The organism is Scopulibacillus daqui (assembly GCF_016908855.1).
Classification (GTDB): Bacteria; Bacillota; Bacilli; order Bacillales; family Sporolactobacillaceae; genus Scopulibacillus_A; species Scopulibacillus_A daqui.
This window is the reverse complement of record NZ_JAFBER010000003.1, coordinates 49,614-67,945: the sequence shown is the minus strand read 5'-3', so window position 1 is coordinate 67,945 and position 18,332 is coordinate 49,614. Positions and strand designations below refer to the sequence as shown.

12 protein-coding genes, 1 pseudogene, 2 CRISPR repeat arrays and 2 other annotated features are annotated in these 18,332 nt (G+C 40.2%); of the genes and pseudogenes, 1 reads left to right on the top strand and 12 read right to left on the bottom strand.

Annotated elements, in window-relative coordinates; translation table 11 throughout:
- The 8 genes from carB to JOD45_RS03620 all read right to left on the bottom strand — a co-directional run bounded on the left by carB (position 1) and on the right by JOD45_RS03620 (position 12,147).
- Positions 1–3,228: a carbamoyl-phosphate synthase (glutamine-hydrolyzing) large subunit gene (carB, locus tag JOD45_RS03655; protein ID WP_205002512.1), complete on the bottom strand. Its 3,228-nt coding sequence runs from the start codon at positions 3,226–3,228 to the stop codon at positions 1–3.
- Positions 3,212–4,306, bottom strand: coding sequence for a carbamoyl phosphate synthase small subunit (locus JOD45_RS03650; RefSeq protein ID WP_205002511.1), 1,095 nt, complete (start codon positions 4,304–4,306; stop codon positions 3,212–3,214). The genes carB and JOD45_RS03650 overlap by 17 nt, the downstream gene beginning before the upstream one ends.
- A gap of 15 nt (positions 4,307–4,321) precedes the next feature.
- Positions 4,322–5,515 carry an acetylornithine transaminase gene (locus tag JOD45_RS03645; protein ID WP_205002510.1) on the bottom strand — a complete coding sequence of 398 codons (1,194 nt, stop codon included), beginning with the start codon at positions 5,513–5,515 and terminating at the stop codon, positions 4,322–4,324.
- Positions 5,508–6,311: an acetylglutamate kinase gene (argB, locus tag JOD45_RS03640; protein ID WP_205002509.1), complete on the bottom strand. Its 804-nt coding sequence runs from the start codon at positions 6,309–6,311 to the stop codon at positions 5,508–5,510. The genes JOD45_RS03645 and argB overlap by 8 nt, the downstream gene beginning before the upstream one ends.
- Positions 6,312–6,327: 16 nt before the next feature.
- A complete protein-coding gene (gene argJ, locus JOD45_RS03635) occupies positions 6,328–7,560 on the bottom strand; it encodes a bifunctional ornithine acetyltransferase/N-acetylglutamate synthase (RefSeq protein WP_205002508.1) in 1,233 nt (410 codons plus the stop codon).
- 44 nt (positions 7,561–7,604) lie between these two features.
- Positions 7,605–8,642 carry an N-acetyl-gamma-glutamyl-phosphate reductase gene (gene argC, locus JOD45_RS03630; RefSeq protein WP_205002507.1) on the bottom strand — a complete coding sequence of 346 codons (1,038 nt, stop codon included), beginning with the start codon at positions 8,640–8,642 and terminating at the stop codon, positions 7,605–7,607.
- A gap of 108 nt (positions 8,643–8,750) precedes the next feature.
- Positions 8,751–8,983, bottom strand: a binding site (T-box leader).
- Positions 8,984–9,144: 161 nt separating this feature from the next.
- Positions 9,145–9,381: a binding site (T-box leader), on the bottom strand.
- A gap of 221 nt (positions 9,382–9,602) precedes the next feature.
- Complete coding sequence (locus JOD45_RS03625; RefSeq protein ID WP_239549070.1) at positions 9,603–10,979, bottom strand: MATE family efflux transporter; 1,377 nt, start codon at positions 10,977–10,979, stop codon at positions 9,603–9,605.
- Between the two features lie 49 nt (positions 10,980–11,028).
- The gene (locus tag JOD45_RS03620; protein ID WP_205002505.1) at positions 11,029–12,147 is read right to left on the bottom strand and encodes a DUF2087 domain-containing protein; all 1,119 of its coding nucleotides are present in this window, start codon (positions 12,145–12,147) and stop codon (positions 11,029–11,031) included.
- A 224-nt stretch (positions 12,148–12,371) separates the two neighbouring features.
- Between JOD45_RS03620 and JOD45_RS03615 the strand changes: the two are divergent.
- Positions 12,372–12,785: pseudogene (locus JOD45_RS03615) on the top strand (VanW family protein); the annotation flags it as partial.
- 425 nt (positions 12,786–13,210) lie between these two features.
- Positions 13,211–14,353: a CRISPR direct-repeat array (repeat unit 37 nt; unit sequence GTTTCAATCCTCTAATCTGAGTCTAGATCTTTGTAAC).
- A gap of 207 nt (positions 14,354–14,560) precedes the next feature.
- Here the strand turns inward: JOD45_RS03615 and cas4 are convergent.
- The 4 genes from cas4 to cas6 all read right to left on the bottom strand — a co-directional run bounded on the left by cas4 (position 14,561) and on the right by cas6 (position 18,317).
- The gene (gene cas4 / locus JOD45_RS03610; protein ID WP_205002503.1) at positions 14,561–15,220 is read right to left on the bottom strand and encodes a CRISPR-associated protein Cas4; all 660 of its coding nucleotides are present in this window, start codon (positions 15,218–15,220) and stop codon (positions 14,561–14,563) included.
- A gap of 15 nt (positions 15,221–15,235) precedes the next feature.
- The gene (gene cas2 / locus JOD45_RS03605) at positions 15,236–15,502 is read right to left on the bottom strand and encodes a CRISPR-associated endonuclease Cas2 (protein WP_205002502.1); all 267 of its coding nucleotides are present in this window, start codon (positions 15,500–15,502) and stop codon (positions 15,236–15,238) included.
- Positions 15,503–15,504: 2 nt separating this feature from the next.
- The gene (gene cas1, locus JOD45_RS03600; RefSeq protein ID WP_239549057.1) at positions 15,505–16,527 is read right to left on the bottom strand and encodes a CRISPR-associated endonuclease Cas1; all 1,023 of its coding nucleotides are present in this window, start codon (positions 16,525–16,527) and stop codon (positions 15,505–15,507) included.
- A gap of 245 nt (positions 16,528–16,772) precedes the next feature.
- Positions 16,773–17,172: a CRISPR direct-repeat array (repeat unit 37 nt; unit sequence GTTTCAATCCTCAAATATGAGTCATTATCTTTGTTAC).
- 191 nt (positions 17,173–17,363) lie between these two features.
- Positions 17,364–18,317 carry a CRISPR system precrRNA processing endoribonuclease RAMP protein Cas6 gene (gene cas6, locus JOD45_RS03595; protein ID WP_338056018.1) on the bottom strand — a complete coding sequence of 318 codons (954 nt, stop codon included), beginning with the start codon at positions 18,315–18,317 and terminating at the stop codon, positions 17,364–17,366.
- Positions 18,318–18,332 lie beyond the last annotated feature (15 nt).

The following is an 18,332-nucleotide window of genomic DNA, read 5'->3' as shown; positions in this document are numbered from 1 at the left end:
CTAACTCGTTATCATCTCAAGCCTGCGGTATTCCGCAAGCGTCAATACTGTCAATTGATCGGTTCTTCCCGATAAGTTAAGTGCCGCTTTAATCGTATCGAGACAAGTAAACAATGGTATTTTGTAGCGAACGCTAAGCTCTCTTAAGCCAAAACCGAACGATGCTTTATTTCTCCCTTGATTTGGACTATTTAAAACAGCGGCCGCTTTTCCGTCCGCGATCAATGCCTTTATTTCATCCAAATCATTAGAAACGAATGGTGTTTTGATACCGTACTTATTAAAGTAAGCAGCTGTATTGACGGTCGCTCCTATTTGAAATCCTTTATTTTGCAAGGCTTTTACAATCTCAATGCTTTCCGGTTTCTCCCGGTCTGCTATCGAACAAAAAACAATTGAATCTCCAGATGCATCCTGAAAAATATTTTCGCCGTTTGGAAACATTGCCTTTTCCATGGCTTCTTCGGCTGAACGGCCTAAGCCCAAAAGCTCCCCCGTTGATTTCATTTCCGGCCCTAAAACAAGGTCTACATCTTTCAACTTTTCATTGGAAAAAACCGGAGCTTTAACTGAATAAAAGGACGGTTCGCTTAATAGACCAAACTTATCGAAAAGGCCGTTTAAGCTTTCGCCTAATTGAACGGCTGCTGCCGACTCTACCATTGGAACTCCTGTAACTTTACTCATGATAGGCACCGTTCGCGATGCCCGCGGATTAACTTCCAATACGTAGACGGTTTTTCCCGAAACGACAAACTGAATATTTATCAAGCCATTGATTCTTAATGCTTTGCAAATTTGCTTTGTATAATTTTCAACTGTCGATTTCATGTCGTCCGGCAAAGTGATCGGCGGAAAAACCGCAAAGCTGTCACCCGAGTGAACGCCTGCTTTTTCGATATGTTCAAAGATGCCGGGAATGACGATATTCTCACCGTCGCTAATGGCGTCCACTTCACATTCAACGCCCGGCAGATAACGGTCAACGAGCAGCGGCCAAGACTTTTTATCAAGAACTCCCTTATTTCCGATATAGCGCTCTAACTCTTCTTTGTTGTAGAAAATAAACATCGACTGGCCGCCAATGACGTAAGAAGGTCTAACAAGTATCGGAAATCCAAGGTCTTCTGCTGCCTGATGCAAATCATCGGCACTGTTGACTGTTTCGCCTTCAATATGCGGAATGTTCAGTTGATTCAGCAAACAATAAAACTGGCCGCGGTCTTCCATTTGATTAATCGCTTCTGTTGACGTGCCTAATATCGTTATACCTTCCTGTTCCAGTTCCTTGGCTAAGTTAATAGCCGTTTGTCCGCCAAATTGTATTAGCGCACCTTCGGCATTTTCCTTTTCGGCGACATTTAAAATATCTTCAAGCGCGAGCGGTTCAAAATAGAGCCGGTCAGCAATTGAATAGTCTGTGCTGACCGTTTCAGGATTATTGTTGATCACAATGGCTTTATAGCCTTTTTTCTTAACAGCTAATGCGGCTTGAACAGAACAATAATCAAATTCTATGCCTTGACCGATCCGTATTGGCCCAGAGCCGATGACAAGAATTTTTTTATGATCATGAACTTCTGCCTCATCTTCGCCGCGCCAAGTTGAATAATAGTAAGGCGTCTTGGCCTCAAACTCAGCCGCGCAAGTATCAACTAATTTATATCCCGGTTTTAAGCCGAGCGCTTTCCATTTCTGCCTGGCTTCTTTTTCACTAATGCCGAAGATTTGCGCTATTCGCTTGTCGCTGATGTTGAAAGACTTAGCCTGCTTTAAAAGTTGTACAGGCACCTCTTCCCAAGCCAAAGCGGCTAAATGCTCTTCAAGGTCAACGATGGCTTTAATCTTCGTTAAAAACCACCGATCTATCTTCGTGTATTGAAATGCCTCCTCAACGGTCATGCCTCTCTTGAACATTTCAGCAATCGCAAACAGCCGTAAGTCCGCGGCTTCTTCAATATGAGCTTTCAATGTTTCCAAGCCAGCCTCTTGAAAAGCGGAAAGCGAAAGTCCGAAGAGGCCTAACTCCATTGACCTTAATCCTTTGTTTAGTGCACCTTCAAACGTCCTGTCAATCGCCATCACTTCCCCGGTCGCTTTCATTTGCGTGCCGAGCGAACGGTCGCCTTCAGTAAATTTATCAAAGGGGAAACGCGGCAGCTTAACAACAACATAGTCAAGCGCTGGTTCAAAGGAGGCATAAGTCGTACCGGTAATTGGATTGATAATCTCATCAAGATGAAATCCTATCGCGCATTTTGCGGCAATTCTCGCTATTGGATAGCCGGTCGCTTTTGAAGCCAGCGCTGAAGAACGGCTGACCCTTGGATTGACTTCGATGATCACATATTTGTCTGAATACGGATCAAGGGCAAATTGGATATTGCAGCCGCCGACAATTTCTAATGCCCGAATCACCTTCAGCGACGCGCTTCTTAACATCTGATATTGCACATCGGATAAAGTTTGCGATGGTGCTGTTACGATTGAATCGCCGGTATGAACACCGACCGGGTCGATATTTTCCATATTACAGACAATAACGCATGTATCGTTGGCATCACGCATCACTTCATACTCAATTTCTTTCCAGCCCTTAATGCTTCTTTCAATGATCACTTGGTGAATCGGGCTTGCTTGAAGTCCTTGCTTGAGAACGAGTGCCAGCTCCTTTTCATTTGCGGCAAATCCGCCTCCGGAACCCCCGAGCGTGTAAGCGGGACGGATAATAACAGGAAATCCAATTTTTCTTACAAATGCCAAACCTTCCTCATAGGAATGAATAATTTCCGACTCGCAAATCGGTTCATCGATATCAATCATCAGCTGACGGAATTTTTCCCTGTCTTCACCTTTTTGAATGGATTCAACTGAGGTGCCCAGGAGCTCGACGCCGTATTTTTGTAAAATGTTCTTTTCATATAATTGAACGGCTAAATTTAATCCTGTTTGGCCGCCGAGCGTGCCGATCACGCCGTCAGGTTTTTCTTTCTTTATAATTTCTTCAATGGCTTCTACCGTCAACGGCTCAATATAAATCTTGTCGGCCACTTGTTCATCAGTCATGATCGTTGCTGGATTATTATTAATTAAAACGACTTCAATATTTTCTTCTTTTAAGGCTAGGCATGCCTGTGTCCCGGCATAATCAAACTCGGCTGCCTGCCCGATCACGATCGGCCCTGATCCGATAACCAGCACTTTTTTGATATTAGTAAGTAATGGCATGTTTCATTTCACCTGCATTTCGTATTGTATTTAGAAATCTTTCAAAGATGTATTGTGTATCATCAGGACCCGGATGAGCTTCAGGATGAAATTGAACCGTTTCGATTGGCAGCTTTTTATGCTTTAATCCTTCAATGGATTGATCGTTAACATTTACATAAGTAATATCAAAAATCTCCTGATCAATACTTTTATCTGTGACCACATAGCTGTGGTTTTGCGATGTTATCCATACCTTTCCTGATTCAATTTCTTTCACTGGGTGATTGCCGCCGCGATGACCGAACAACAGCTTATTCGTTTCGGCACCGTATGCTAATGCTATCAATTGATGGCCTAAACAGATGCCGAGCGAAGGATAACGCTCCGTAATCTTTTTAATCTCCGGCAGCATTGGCTTGAGCGCTGCCGGATCACCCGGACCATTGCTGAACATGACACCGTCTGGATTTAATGATTGTATCTCTGGAAATGTTGTGCAGTATGGGACAACTGTGACCTTGCAGCCTGCATTTACCAAGGCGTCAAGCATGGACTTTTTATACCCGTAATCAAACAATGCAATGTGCGGCCCTGATCCTTCGTATTGTTTGATTTTTTTCACAGAAACCTTTTTGACCATGGATGTGTTGAAAACAGGGTCGTGAACAAAAGATTTCATTAAACTTTTATCAAGAGATTGAGTGATGATCGCTTTCATCGTCCCATGATGCCGTATCTTTTTTACAATGGCTCTTGTATCGACTCCTGTAAGACAGGCAACGCCGTTTGCCTCAAGATGCTCACTAAAAGCTTTTATTGATTGGTAGTGGCTTGGCGCCATGCACAAATCGCTGATAACAGCCCCTTCCAGATGAAGTTTTGCACTCTCATTATCGAAAAGATTAATCCCGTAATTTCCGACCAGCGGATAACAGAAAGTAACAATCTGTCCGGCGTATGAAGGATCGGTTAAAATCTCCTGGTAGCCTGTCATACTCGTATTAAAGACAACCTCTCCCATAGAAGCCTTATTCTTTCCGATTAATGCGCCTTCGAAAACATCTCCGGTTTCTAATACGAGATAACCCGTTTCCATATAAAACTCCCCCTCTTATGCTTCTAAGTTTGCAAAAATCTCTTCCATCACAGATATAAACATGTCTATCTCTGATCGGTCTGTTGTTAAAGGAGGCAGGATGCGTACAACATTCTGACCTGCTGTTAAGATAAGCACTTGTTTTTCCCTTGCTTGGTTGACAATATTGACAGCATCGGATGTCGTGACAAGCCCTAACAATAAGCCCTTTCCCCTGACTGATTGAATGTGACAACTATATTTATCTTGCAGCGCCTCTAATCGGTCTTTTAAATATTTGCCATTTTCTTGCGCTGTTTTTAATACCTCGTATTGTTCGATAGCTTCAAGCGTGGCAATACCGGCGGCTGCGGCAAGCGGGTTGCCTCCGAATGTGCTGCCATGGCTTCCGGGATCAAAGGCTTTTGCCGCTTCAGCTTTCGCGAGTACGGCGCCAATTGGAAAACCCGATCCCAGCCCTTTCGCCAATGTAATGACATCCGGCTCAATCCCATATTGTTCGTAGGCAAAGAACGTGCCGGTTCTCCCGATGCCTGTTTGAATCTCATCCGCCATCAATAATATCCCTTCTTTTTTGCATGTTGCCGCAAGCTTCTCGATCCACTCTTGATCAGCTGGGATAACACCGCCCTCTCCTTGAACGAGTTCAAGCAAAACCGCACATGTCTTGCCGTTTTGGAGCTGGTCTATACTTTCGAAATCGTTATAAGGGAGATAACGGAAACCATCAATAAACGGGGCAAACCCGGTTTTGATTTTGTCTTGGGCAGTTGCCGACAGCGCCGCTAATGTTCTGCCATGAAACGATCGGCTGAATGTAACTATTTCGAAAGCTTTTTGCTGCTTAATGGTTTGCGAATATTTTCTAGCGAGTTTGATGGCCGCTTCATTTGCTTCAGCACCGCTGCTGCAAAAAAACACTTGATCGCAGCACGACTTTTCGACTAATAACGCTGCCAGCTTTTTCTGCTGCGGTATGTGGTATAAATTGGAACAATGCCATAAATCGTTCAGCTGCAGTTCTACTTTTTCTTTGACTTCATCAGGCACATGCCCGAGGTTGCATACAGCTATACCTGACGTATAATCCAAATACCGTTTGCCATTCGAATCCCAAACAAAACTTTCCTTGCCTTTGGCTATGGCAATTGGAAAACGATTATATGTCGGCATTAAGGGTTCTAGTTCGGTTAACTGCTGATTAGACATGGGCAGCCTCCCCTTCAAGGATGATTTTTGTTCCTGCTCTTCCGTTATTTGTGTAATCAAGCAAACTTTTATCATCGAAGCCGTTTAAAATGACAACTTCAGGGACGCCTTCCAATAGACTTTCAATGGCTGCTTGAACCTTTGGAATCATGCCGCCGGCAATCTTTTTTTCGGCAATCATATCAACAACTTCTTGCTGGGTGACTTTATTCAAAACTTTTTTCTTGCCGTCTTCTTCAATCCAAATCCCCGGGATATCGCTTATAAAACAAAGATGTGCTTTAAGCGCCTGAGCTATTGCAGAAGCGGCGGCATCTGCATTAATGTTGTAGCGCTGGCCCTTGGCATCAAGCGATATAGGCGAGATGACCGGTATATATCCCTCTTTAATGATTTGAATAAGCCATTCGCTTTTGACCCCGCCTATTTTCCCGACAAATCCAAGATTGCCGCTGTCATCAACCGGGACAGCTGTTAATAGATGCCCGTCAGCACCGCTCATGCCAAACGCTTTTCCCTTCGCCATTGATAACTTTCTGACAATTTGTTTGTTTACCAAACCGCTTAACACGATTTCCGCGGCATCCAGCACTTCTTCTGTCGTCACTCTTAAACCGTGGCGGAAAGACGTTTCAATGTTTAATTTATTTAAAAAACTTGAAATCAGCGGCCCGCCGCCGTGAACAATAACAGGAAGCCACTTTCCGCTTTTTTGTATATCTGCAATATTTTCATAAAATCTATCAGGCAATTTTTCTACTACACTCCCGCCGCATTTAATAACAAGAAAATTCATTTAAGCCGCCCCCTTCTTAAGTCCGGTAAGAAGCATTGATTTTGACATAGTCGTAGGATAAATCGCAGCCCCAGGCCGTTCCCTTTCCGTCCCCTTCAAATAAATCAACAAAAATTTGAATCTCGTCTTGTTTTAAATAGTCTTTAGCATCCTGCTCGCTGTACGGAACCGGGAGCCCTTTTTCGACAATCGTTATCGGCCCGATGGATACTTTAATTTGTTTTGTATCGATCGGCTGACCGCTGTATCCGACAGCACAGACGATTCTTCCCCAGTTCGGGTCTTCGCCGTAAATCGCCGTTTTAACCAAATTTGACCCGACAACAGCTTTACTGATAGCCTGTGCGGCCTGATCATTTTTGGCGCCATTGACGTGGACTTCAACGAGCTTTGTCGCTCCTTCACCGTCTCTGGCAATCATTTGAGCCAAGGTTTGGCAAACATGGGTCAGGCCTTTGACAAATAATGGCCACTCTGCATGCGACTTGGATAGTGGTTTGTTTTCCGCTAGTCCATTAGCCATAAGTAAGACCATATCGTTCGTACTCGTATCACCATCAACTGTAATCATATTAAATGTTTTGTTGGTTACTTCTTTTAGCGCTTCTAACAGATCTTCTTGAACAACAGAGGCATCTGTGGTAATAAATGCCAACATAGTCGCCATATTCGGATGAATCATTCCGGAACCTTTGGCGGCCCCGCCGATCGCAACTGTTTTCCCATTAATGTTTATCTGAACAGCCGCATGCTTTGTCGCTGTATCCGTCGTTAAAATGGCTTTTTCAAATTGGCTCTCCTCATTATTGGTTAAAGCTATTTGTTTAACGCCTTGACTGATCTTCTCCATCGGCAGCAGATCGCCGATAACTCCCGTTGATGCGACCGCCGCGTAATGTTCCGGAACCGTTAAATGCTCGGCAAACATTTTCCGCATCTCATAGGCATTTTCAAGCCCTTCCTCTCCTGTACACGCATTGGCTATGCCGGAATTAACTAATACTGATTGGAGCTTCTGTTCGGCCGCAATGCTTTCCTGTGTGACAAGCAAAGGCGCTGCCTGAAACTGATTTGTTGTATACACCGCTGCGGCCGCGGCCGGCACTTCTGAATAAATCCATCCAAGATCCGGCCGTTTATATTTAATCCCGCAATGAAGCCCGCCCGCTTTGAATCCTTTTGGCTGAGCAACGCCGCCTTCTGATAACACTCGAATACTATCTTGCTTTTGATCGATAATGCTCGCCATTTCCTTACCCTCCTATTATTTATCCTGGCTGGAAGTCCGACCGTTTACGGAAAGACAGGTGTTAAAGTTAATCCCGTCCATTCCTCCCATCCATAAATCAGATTCATATTTTGAATCGCTTGACCCGAAGCGCCTTTGATAACATTATCAATCACTGAAATAATCATGACTCTGTTCGTGCGTTCATCAGACACAATCCCGATATCGCAATAGTTGGAGCCGTAAACCTCTTTTGTCGCCGGCCAGTCCCCCGCTTCTCTTACTCTTGCGAAATAGCTGGATTCATAAAATTGCTTATACTGTTCTACAACTTCTTCTGTTGTTAATGGTTTTTTCAAGCCGGCATAGATCGTGCACATAATCCCTCTTGTCATCGGTATAAGATGGGGAGTAAAATTGATGTTTATTTGCTCGCCGCTAATATCTTGAATCGTTTGCTCAATTTCCGGCGTATGTTGATGGACGCCAATCTTATAAGCCTTGACGTTTTCATTCACCTCGCAAAAGTGTGACCCTAAAGAGACGCCTCGCCCCGCACCTGAAACGCCCGACTTGCCGTCGATAATTAAGGTTTCAAAATTAACCAAACCCATTTTCACAGCCGGCAGAATGCCCAGCAAAGCTGCGGTTGGATAACATCCAGGATTTGCAATCAGCTTCGCGTTTTTGATTTGTTCTTGATAAAATTCCGGCAAGCCGTAGACAGCTTGTTGCAAATAACCCTGATGTGCCGGCGGTTTCTGATACCATTTTGTATATTTATCCGGATCTTTTAATCGAAAGTCTCCGGACAAATCAATACATGTTAAACCTTTTTTCAAGAATTGCGGTACAAGACTCTGGCTGACACCTGAAGGAACGGCAAAAAACAATAAATCTGTGCGTTCGGCGATTTCATCAATATCAACATTTTCCAAAGTTTTTTCACAAACGTCCGACAAGTGTGGATAAAGGTCCTTTATGTTTTTTCCGCTCGTCGAGTGAGATATAAGCATCTCAATTTGAACGAAAGGATGATTGCTGAGGAATCTAATTAATTCGACACCGCTGTACCCATTAGCACCAATAATACCTGCCTTCACTTGAATCCCCCCATCTCATCTCAAATCATTTATAGTGAAAATTGGCAAATCATGAAATATTCCAATATATAGTTAAATAATAAGGTATAAAAAAACACTCAGTCTCAAAATAGAGACGAGCGTTAAATATCACCCGCGGTACCACTCTTATTGTTCCAAAGTCAGAACCAGCTTTCGAAACGGTTAACGGACGTTACCCGGTCAGCCCTACTTAAGCTTAGCCTTTGTTCAGGCTGACATCTCTAAAGTGCGGTTCATTACATGTTCTGCTGCCGGCTTTCACCATCCCGGCTCGCTATTCACAGATTCCATGCAACTACTCTCTTCATCATTGATTTTAAATATATGCTGTTCAAATTGCGCCCATACACTGAGGCGCCGGTAAAAGCACAAGTCTTGCTGACCTGCTCTGTTCACAGTCAACTTTGCTATCAACTCTATGGCAGCTGCATTTATGCTGCCAAGATATCTCTGATAATATAAAAAACGCCCGTCTCTTAAAAAAAGAGACGAGCGTATATATCAATACCCGCGGTACCACTCTTATTATTCCGATAAAAAACCCGGAATCAGCTCTCACATGTTAACGGGCGTCACCCGGCCAGCCCTATTCAAGCTTTCGCCCGTTCAGGCTGACATCTCTAAAGTGCGGTTCATTACATGTTCTGCACCGGCTTCCACCATCCCGGCTCGCTTTTCGCAGTGTCCATGCAACTACTCTCTTTGTCATCGATTTTGTTTCCGTTTGTTTTGATGTTTTTTATTATACAGAATAATAAAACGAAGTCAATAAGAAAATGCAATTTTTTATATCATCATTTTTACAGTTTATAATATAACGAAATGACCATTACAGACAGGATATTATAGACTGCCGCAAAAAATGGTTTAACAATTAAAATGCCGCGTATGGCATAAAGCAAGCGGCATGCGCCATTGTTGAAACGGTTTATCCTCTATTTATTGAACAAGGCGCTCGATGCGTTTTCTTTTCCATGCCAATTGATAATAGGAATACTGCAAGATAAGACTCACGATAAATGCTGCCGGATATCCAATCCAGATTCCTTTAATGCCAAGGCTTGTGTAGTGTGAAAGCACAAATGCCACAGGCACTTCAACAAGCCAAATGGATATAACGCTGAACACAGTCGGCCAAAGGACGGTTCCGCTTGCCCTCATGGTCGCAGTAATGATTTGCGCATGGCCGAAAATTAAATAACTCCATAATGTGATCATTAACAAACTATGGGCAATGGCCAGTGTGCTTTTGTCTGTTAAGAACCAAGATAGAATCCCGTTTGAAAACAGATAAATCAAAACGATCAAGATCCCGCCAATCATATAATTCAGTGCAAGACCTGCCTGTATCACATGTTTGAGGCGATTGAATTGATTAGCGCCAATAGACTGGGCAGCAAATATTGAGACAGCAATGCCAAGACTTACTGCCGGCATTTGCACGTAACTGGCAACTTGGTTCACAACACCATACGCAGCGGTAGCTTCAGAACCATAGCTATTCACAAATGTGATTACAGCGATTTCAGATAAGGAAACCAAAATCATATTAATGCTTGACGGAATACTGAGACGAAGCAATAATTTCAGCAAGCTGCCTTCCATCCCAAGATGCCGCCGGACAGATGCATCGAATCGGAGCGGATGTTTTACTTTCTTTAAATAAATCAGCATAACGATAAATGTAATAACCATTGAAATAACATTTGCGTACGCCGCGCCGTAGATGCCGAATTTAGGAACGCCCAGCCAGCCAAAGATCAGCACCGGCAACAACGCCAAATTCAGGACGGTGCTAATAATCAGAAAGTAAAAAGGCGTCTTTGAATCCCCTATACCGCGTATAAAAGTTGTATAGACAAAATATAAAAACATGATCGGCATTGAAATAAGCAGAATACGAGCATAATGGACACTCACGCCGATAACATTCTCCGGTGTGCCCATCAGACGCAGAATGTCCCATGTAAAGATACCGCCGGCAACAGCCAACACTAATCCAACAAGGAAAGTGAACGTCAGTGTTGTACCGACGATCGCCTTTAAGCGCTCTTCATTGCGTGCACCATAGGCCTGGCCGATGAGAATCGAACTCCCTGAACCTATGCCTATCGCAAAAGAAACAAGCAGGAAAAATAACGGAAAAAAGGCTGAAATAGCCGCCAAGCTGCTGACCCCGAGCCAGCGGCCGACAACCACGCTGCCAACTAACTGGCCGATTGATTGCAAAACATTGCTGAGAAGGAGCGGGATTAAAAATATTAGCATGCTCCGCCAAATCGGCTTTTCGCCATTTCCATTAACCTGTGAACTCATATTTTCTTTTTCTCGTGATCTCTCCACGTTCATTTCCCCTATTCATTTTTTAGTTATATCCATTTTCTCCATACGGCTTTAACTTGACTAACCATTTCTCTTCAAGCTTTTCTAATTCCTTTTTGATTTTAGAACGCTCTGTTTCTTCCGTCTTAAGTTCTTCCAACACTTCGATAACGAACGCACCTTCCCCAAATTCATCCCATTCATTCTGAAGCGTTTTGTTGGGATTGCCGCCGTTTTTCAGCATAAAGCGGAGCCCATTTAATGTTTTTATATCCATTGTGCTTCCTACAAAGATCTTTCCATTTTTCGTATTTTTAACTTGATAGACACCCGCTTTGGTTTTCAAGTCTTTATATATTTTCCTTAACTCTTTTTTTCGATCCATGCTCTTTGTTCCCCTTCTTTCAGAACTCATTTTTACCCAATACTCGCTTCCATCTGATTGACGATCTAAAAATCCATAATCAACCAAATATCTTCTCAATCCAATATAATCATGATAGACAGGCTTCAACATTTCATTGACCTCTTGTTCGGAATAAATAAGCCGTTTGTCAAAGCGTTTGGCGATTTCATTCAGAACAACGATTTTTTGTTTTTCTTTTACATTAAGTGTCCTCAGAGGCCCGTTAAGACCTTTCGGAAAGTTCATATTTAAAATTTTTCTATACTCTTCTTTTGAGATATTATAATGCCCGTCTAAGATTTCAACCGTTTCAAAAAAGTCATTTTCCTGACGCCGTTTTTCATTATCCTTTACAAGCTCCATAAGGGTCAGCAACATTTTCGCCTGGCGCTCTTTCTTTTTTAAAGTGTGACGGTGATTTCTAATCGTCGAGGTGCTTCCAATTCCCATTTCCTTTTGGATCTCTTTATCACTTTTCCCTTGATAAAACAACTGAAGAAGATTTCTCTGATGATCCGATAGACCTGTCATTTCTTTATCCATACAAATGATGTAATCAAAAACGGATTGATGTTTATGTTCAATATGAAGCCGCGTATACTTCTCTGCCTCATAAAAAACGCCATCTTCCGGATAAATAATACCTTTTTCAAACACCTTTCCGCAAAGCAAGCAAATAAAGCTGTTATCTTTTTCTATAAAGCCCTTTTTCAGTTCCTCCACAGATGCTTCCCAAAACAAATCATTCCGATCCATGATTTAAACACCACCAAAATATATCTATATATTATATAAACAAAATTAATATATGTTTATGTTTTTGTCAACAGAATATTATAGCGATGATTTGTATGCTGCAGGAACGGCAAGGGCTAACTAAATATTCACCCACCTGTGGATGCCCATATTTTTTTCTGTGCATATGTGTCCTATGGTGAATTGTATAAACTGTTCCGCCATTAACATTTAGTTGATCCCCTAATAAAGTTGTCGGGATAAGGACCATCATGAAGGGTTATAAGCGAGCGCCTGTTATTGTAAAAGGAGAACTATCTGAAGATGTTGGCGGGGGCATTTGCCAAGTGTCATCAACCCTCTTTAATGCTGTTGACCGCGCGGGGCTGCAAATCGTTCAGCGTTATTCCCACAGCAAGCGGGTACCGTACGTTCCGCCGGGCCGCGACGCGACAGTAAGCTGGTACGGCCCTGATTTCCGTTTCAAAAATAAATATAGCCAGCCTATATTAATAAAGGCCAAAGCACATCGAGGCAGTATGATCGTCACCATATACTCCTCCGAAATGACAAAGACTGTACCGCGAAAAATCCCCAGCGTTTCCAAACGGCTGCCAAGAGAGGTTCACATTGGACAAAATGCGTCTCATGCCCGATAACATGCCGAATGTTTTTAAGAAACATGACAAAGTATTTGCAATGAAAAAGAACCAAGATGACATTTAAACAAATGCGATCTTGATTCTTTTTATTTGAATCAATTTCATAATTCTATTGTTAAAAGAAAAACAGACCTGCAGAATTCGAACCCGGCATCCATTACTTCATAGCGCAAAGTGGTAAGTGGAACACGTTCATGAATACCCTTTAATAAATGTCGTTTTTTAATCGCTTGACTAAGTCTTTAATAAATGGAATTCGTTAGGTAATCCTTGCCACTAAGAAGTAAATCATTGCCGCATCATTAAGTTCGACAGGTCTGCCCAAACGCGACTTTTGTTTTTTCGTTGCTGTTTCAATCCTCAATCTGAGTCTAGATCTTTGTAACCTAACATGGACATATCCACCGTTTTCAAATTCTCGAGTTTCAATCCTCTAATCTGAGTCTAGATCTTTGTAACATTTCATAAACCTTTTAATACCGTTCCAAATTAAGAGTTTCAATCCTCTAATCTGAGTCTAGATCTTTGTAACCGTTTGAACTTGATGAATTCAAGATTAAAAACTGGAGTTTCAATCCTCTAATCTGAGTCTAGATCTTTGTAACTAGCCACCATCACCGAGCATTTTAGGTGCATTTAATAGTTTCAATCCTCTAATCTGAGTCTAGATCTTTGTAACAAAACGTGGTTATGGTAAAAATGCTAAGTTTGCAATGTTTCAATCCTCTAATCTGAGTCTAGATCTTTGTAACAGAGGCGCCATTTTTTTGAATGAACAAGAGTATGAAGTTTCAATCCTCTAATCTGAGTCTAGATCTTTGTAACGGAATGTGTCTTTGTGGCGGGTGGTTTGACGGTTGAATGGTTTCAATCCTCTAATCTGAGTCTAGATCTTTGTAACTTACTGAAACAATAGATGCAAGACCGGGCGTAATCGATATGTTTCAATCCTCTAATCTGAGTCTAGATCTTTGTAACCAAGATTATGACCCTTTTATATCTGTTTTATAAAAAGTTTCAATCCTCTAATCTGAGTCTAGATCTTTGTAACCATATGAACCACCTGTTGTTATAAGTGCCCGTGTTCGTTTCAATCCTCTAATCTGAGTCTAGATCTTTGTAACTATCCCGATTTCTCTTAATCTGTTTTTGTTTTTCATTAGTTTCAATCCTCTAATCTGAGTCTAGATCTTTGTAACCTAAAAATGACATTAGCTGCGGCAAGGGTAAGAATGGTTTCAATCCTCTAATCTGAGTCTAGATCTTTGTAACTGTAGACCGACAGTAATCACATTTTTCACAACGTTCGTTTCAATCCTCTAATCTGAGTCTAGATCTTTGTAACAGGAACACATGCTAGAAGATGTTATTAATGTACAATGTTTCAATCCTCTAATCTGAGTCTAGATCTTTGTAACAAAGTCATGCTCAAATTTATGGACGGTCTTTTCAAGGTTTCAATCCTCTAATCTGAGTCTAGATCTTTGTAACGCCTAGTGTTCTTGCTACTAAGCAATCAAGTTTTGAAGTTTCAATCCTCTAATCTGAGTCTAGATCTTTGTAACCGCAATTTATACAGAGCAAAGAACTCTTTAGCAGTTTAGGTTTATCTAATACAAAGATTTTAAAAAACCGATTAATTAATCGAAGATTCATTTTTTGTGCAAAAATAAGGGTCTGCTTCGAATATTATCTATACCCATAATATAACACATTTGATTATGATATTTTTAAAAGTTATTAATATTTTTAGCCCTTTCTTCATAACTTTTTCAGGGAGCGGGCTTTTTTAAGTTAAAAAGTTCTTGCACTTTTTTAAAATTTTGTTTCCTTACCTTATTATCACTTTCTATATCCAAATCATTACAGTACCTTCTAAATTCACAATCGAAACATCGTTTTCGTGATCGCGGTTCGGGAAAATACTCTTCATAAACTATTTTTTTAATCATGGATATCATTTTTCTTACAAAGTCTCTTTGTTCTTTAGTAATTTCTATCGGGTACGCTTTCCCCTCATTGATATTATAAATAAATCCTTTATTTACTCTCGTACCTGTCATTTCTTCAATTGCCATTGCATACGCAACTAATTGGTACTTCACGTTGTTATGAATTTTCGAATCCGAATCTTTACATTCTACTGGAAAATATTGTTGACCCTGTTTTCTCTTTGTATCAATTAGGATATCCACTTTTCCGCGAATATTAAGCATGTCTGAATAAATTTCATATCCAAATAGTCGTTCCCCATCAATAAGATGATATCTTTTAAGACTACGACGTTTCTCCTTTTGGTTTAATATGTGATGCTGCTGTCTTGCATATTTCATTTTAAAACTTACTTTTTTAGGAACAGGCTCTACATATGTATAATATATGACTCTTGGACAATAAACAAACTGCTTAATATCTGTAGCAAGAATCTCCATTTGAATTCCTCCTGATTAAATGGCCGTTTTTGAGTAATTAAAATCGAGAGAAACAACTTTATCGATACTTTCTTGACTTAAAGGAAAAATAATGACGCTGCTACGTTCACTATTTTTGAGTAAATCCTTTAATTTACGCTGCAATTCACCATATAAGTTTTTACTCATACTTCCGTAAAAGGCACTGTACTGAACTCGAACAAGGCCATAATCTTTACATGTTTCCGAAGTTTTTGTCCGTAATTTATCTTCTGATATGTCGTAAATAAGCAAAATGTTCATATCTACCACCTTGCAATATAACCTTTAAACGGCGTTCCATTTCGAAAATAGGATGCTAATTCTCGAGTTTGTAATTGAATGATTGTTTTTATCATAAATTTTTTCCCTCGATAGTCATCTCTCTTTTCAAATCTTTTTAATAGGTGAGTTCGTAGTGTGTTTAAAGTGTTAATGTCTAAAAATAGAGAGCCATCCTCCATCTTGTCAAGTTTTGGCTGATATCCACGGGTCACTAACGAAATTACTACCCGATCGACAATTGCCGGACGGAAAATTTCCATTACATCTAAAACGAGGGATGGTCTTCCAGAGCGATCGATATGAATAAAACCAGCATATGGCTCTAATCCGGCACGTAAAATAGAGGAGCTGATACGCGACCTTAAAATTGCATAACCGTAATTTAGCATCATGTTTACTTCATCATTTGAATTTTTATTTCTACTAGGAAAAGGCCATTTATCTGAAAGGACAATCTGTATACACTTCCAGTATTGTTTAGCTGCATGCGCTTCTAAGGTTAAAATATTTTGGCGAACCTCATCAATATTCATTCCTGTAATTTCGCTCAGCTTTTGCAAATAATTTTTCATTGAAACAATCGACGATTCTATTTTTTGGCTACCTTTTGTTGCTTTTCTGCTTTTCAAAAAATATTTCAATACATTGATTTGATTCTGTATTTTCGCATGAATGAGCCTTTTCGATAGTTCAACAGATCGTTCATCAAAGAAGCTTAACAATTGCTCCCTTCTCCCTCTTACTGAACCGTGGTGGGCCGGTGTATATATCGTAACAAATGGTTCCTCACGGTAATCTACAAAATGAATTTGAGTGCCATTTTGGATCAGCTCTTCTAGTAAGGAAATCGAAACCGCTCCACATTTGGAACTTATTACCAAATCATTGAGCTCCTTAATTGCATATTCTGCAATAACCTTACCATTTTTCCTTAGAACCATTCTTTCACTCTTTTTCGACAAACTAATACCGTAGTCATCAACAATAATCTCTTTTAACATCATTCAAAGTCACCTCCTAATCTATTATTCATTTTTGCCAAGTGTCTCATTTTTAAAACGATGTTTGTTAAATGAGTATTTATTAAAGTAAATGTTAAAGCGAAGCCGCTGAAAAGGTTCTTACGAGAGAGTCACTTTAGGCTGTCGCCTAGCCGACATTTATCCCCTCCTTAACCTTCACCTGCTGTCGCTTCGTTACGGTTAAAATAAGCGGTATTCTGTCGGAAGTTGATAAAAATCGTTTTTTTGTTTCAATCCTCAAATATGAGTCATTATCTTTGTTACAAGCTATCGTTTGTTTTAAGCAAGTATTTTTTCGATGTTTCAATCCTCAAATATGAGTCATTATCTTTGTTACATAAAAATATCACTTGGATCAGATAAAACATGTGAGTTTCAATCCTCAAATATGAGTCATTATCTTTGTTACTTCAGAAGGAAAACCATTTGCACCTGCTGCCCCTTGGTTTCAATCCTCAAATATGAGTCATTATCTTTGTTACAATTATAATATTTTAGCATCTTTAATCATTGCACAAGTTTCAATCCTCAAATATGAGTCATTATCTTTGTTACTAAAAAAGGGGAACGAAAGAATATGGGATTTTTTAGTTTCAATCCTCAAATATGAGTCATTATCTTTGTTACCGCATTTTATTATGTGTCAGTTTGCCCGTAATAATAAGGATTTCTAAATATCACTGGTTTTAAAAATTTGAATTAATTTCGAAGATCTCATTTTTGTGGCAAACTTGGGGTAAGCTTCGAAATTAAGTAAAAAATCCGTTACTGTTATTGTCAATCCTCTATTTAAATAATACCTCATTACCACTCTCTTTTTAATGTTTTAATATTATTTTTATTTTCCCTAATCCAAATGTTGCATTTTTCCCTAAATTCACATATTCTCCAAGAATCAACCATGGGATAAATAGTTGAAGATCTCCTACATAAGTTGCTTGTCCAACAATCCCCCCCATTTTCATACGCTGATGTTGACGATTTGAGTATCTCTCCCAATCATACCAGCGTACCGCGCTTTTGATCAACTTAATATTTTCCGCAGTTTCGAAAAGTAAAGCCCAGTTTTCTGACTGTTTCTCTCCATTATGATGAACATAATATAATGAAGTAATTCTTCTTACTATTGAACGTAAAACGATGTGAAATTCTGGATAATCCGTATATTGTCCATTATATTTTAGTCTTGTTGGGGTAACGAAATGTAATGTACATTGATTTATTTTATGATTTTTGTTTAAGAAATGTTCAATAATTTCACTGCCGGTATATATACTAAAGTGATTACAAATGGTTGGACTATCTATTTTATAAATGGATTCCATTGATCCCGATAAATTTAATGAAAAAACTTGGACAAGTTTTGCGGAATGTTTCCCTTTTCCGAACCCCTTTTCACCTAACAATTTTAAAGTATAGATAATAATAGGCAGATATTGAATCGCTCCCCCCAATAATGTAAACCCAAGCCAAATCCTTTCCCCCGGCGGATAATATTCCTCTTCGTTATTTGGCGGTTCCAATATAAATGGACGAGGTAAATGATTTGCTTCTGTATTTGATAAAGCTGTTTCAAATAAGTAAGCGTATATACAATATGGCTCGTGCCCGGAACCCTTCGGACAATTGCATGCAACTTCTTTTAATGCCATTCCAAAGACTCCACGAAATGTTGAACCTTTATACGCGGGGAGATAAAGTCCTTCTTCTCCTACGGAATACATTGCATAAAATCGCGCTACCTTAAACTCATTAAAAAAGGTAAAACTCACTATTCATTCTCCTTT

What these genes read in the sequence shown, in the direction of transcription:
- argJ (WP_205002508.1), bottom strand. Translation starts at nt 7,560, where the DNA reads ATGGCGAGCATTATCGATCAAAAGCAAGATAGTATTCGAGTGTTATCA.
- cas1 (WP_239549057.1), bottom strand. Translation starts at nt 16,527, where the DNA reads ATGATGTTAAAAGAGATTATTGTTGATGACTACGGTATTAGTTTGTCG.
- argB (WP_205002509.1), bottom strand. Translation starts at nt 6,311, where the DNA reads ATGAATTTTCTTGTTATTAAATGCGGCGGGAGTGTAGTAGAAAAATTG.
- carB (WP_205002512.1), bottom strand. Translation starts at nt 3,228, where the DNA reads ATGCCATTACTTACTAATATCAAAAAAGTGCTGGTTATCGGATCAGGG.
- JOD45_RS03650 (WP_205002511.1), bottom strand. Translation starts at nt 4,306, where the DNA reads ATGGAAACGGGTTATCTCGTATTAGAAACCGGAGATGTTTTCGAAGGC.
- JOD45_RS03625 (WP_239549070.1), bottom strand. Translation starts at nt 10,979, where the DNA reads ATGAGTTCACAGGTTAATGGAAATGGCGAAAAGCCGATTTGGCGGAGC.
- JOD45_RS03620 (WP_205002505.1), bottom strand. Translation starts at nt 12,147, where the DNA reads ATGGATCGGAATGATTTGTTTTGGGAAGCATCTGTGGAGGAACTGAAA.
- cas4 (WP_205002503.1), bottom strand. Translation starts at nt 15,220, where the DNA reads ATGGAGATTCTTGCTACAGATATTAAGCAGTTTGTTTATTGTCCAAGA.
- cas2 (WP_205002502.1), bottom strand. Translation starts at nt 15,502, where the DNA reads ATGAACATTTTGCTTATTTACGACATATCAGAAGATAAATTACGGACA.
- JOD45_RS03645 (WP_205002510.1), bottom strand. Translation starts at nt 5,515, where the DNA reads ATGTCTAATCAGCAGTTAACCGAACTAGAACCCTTAATGCCGACATAT.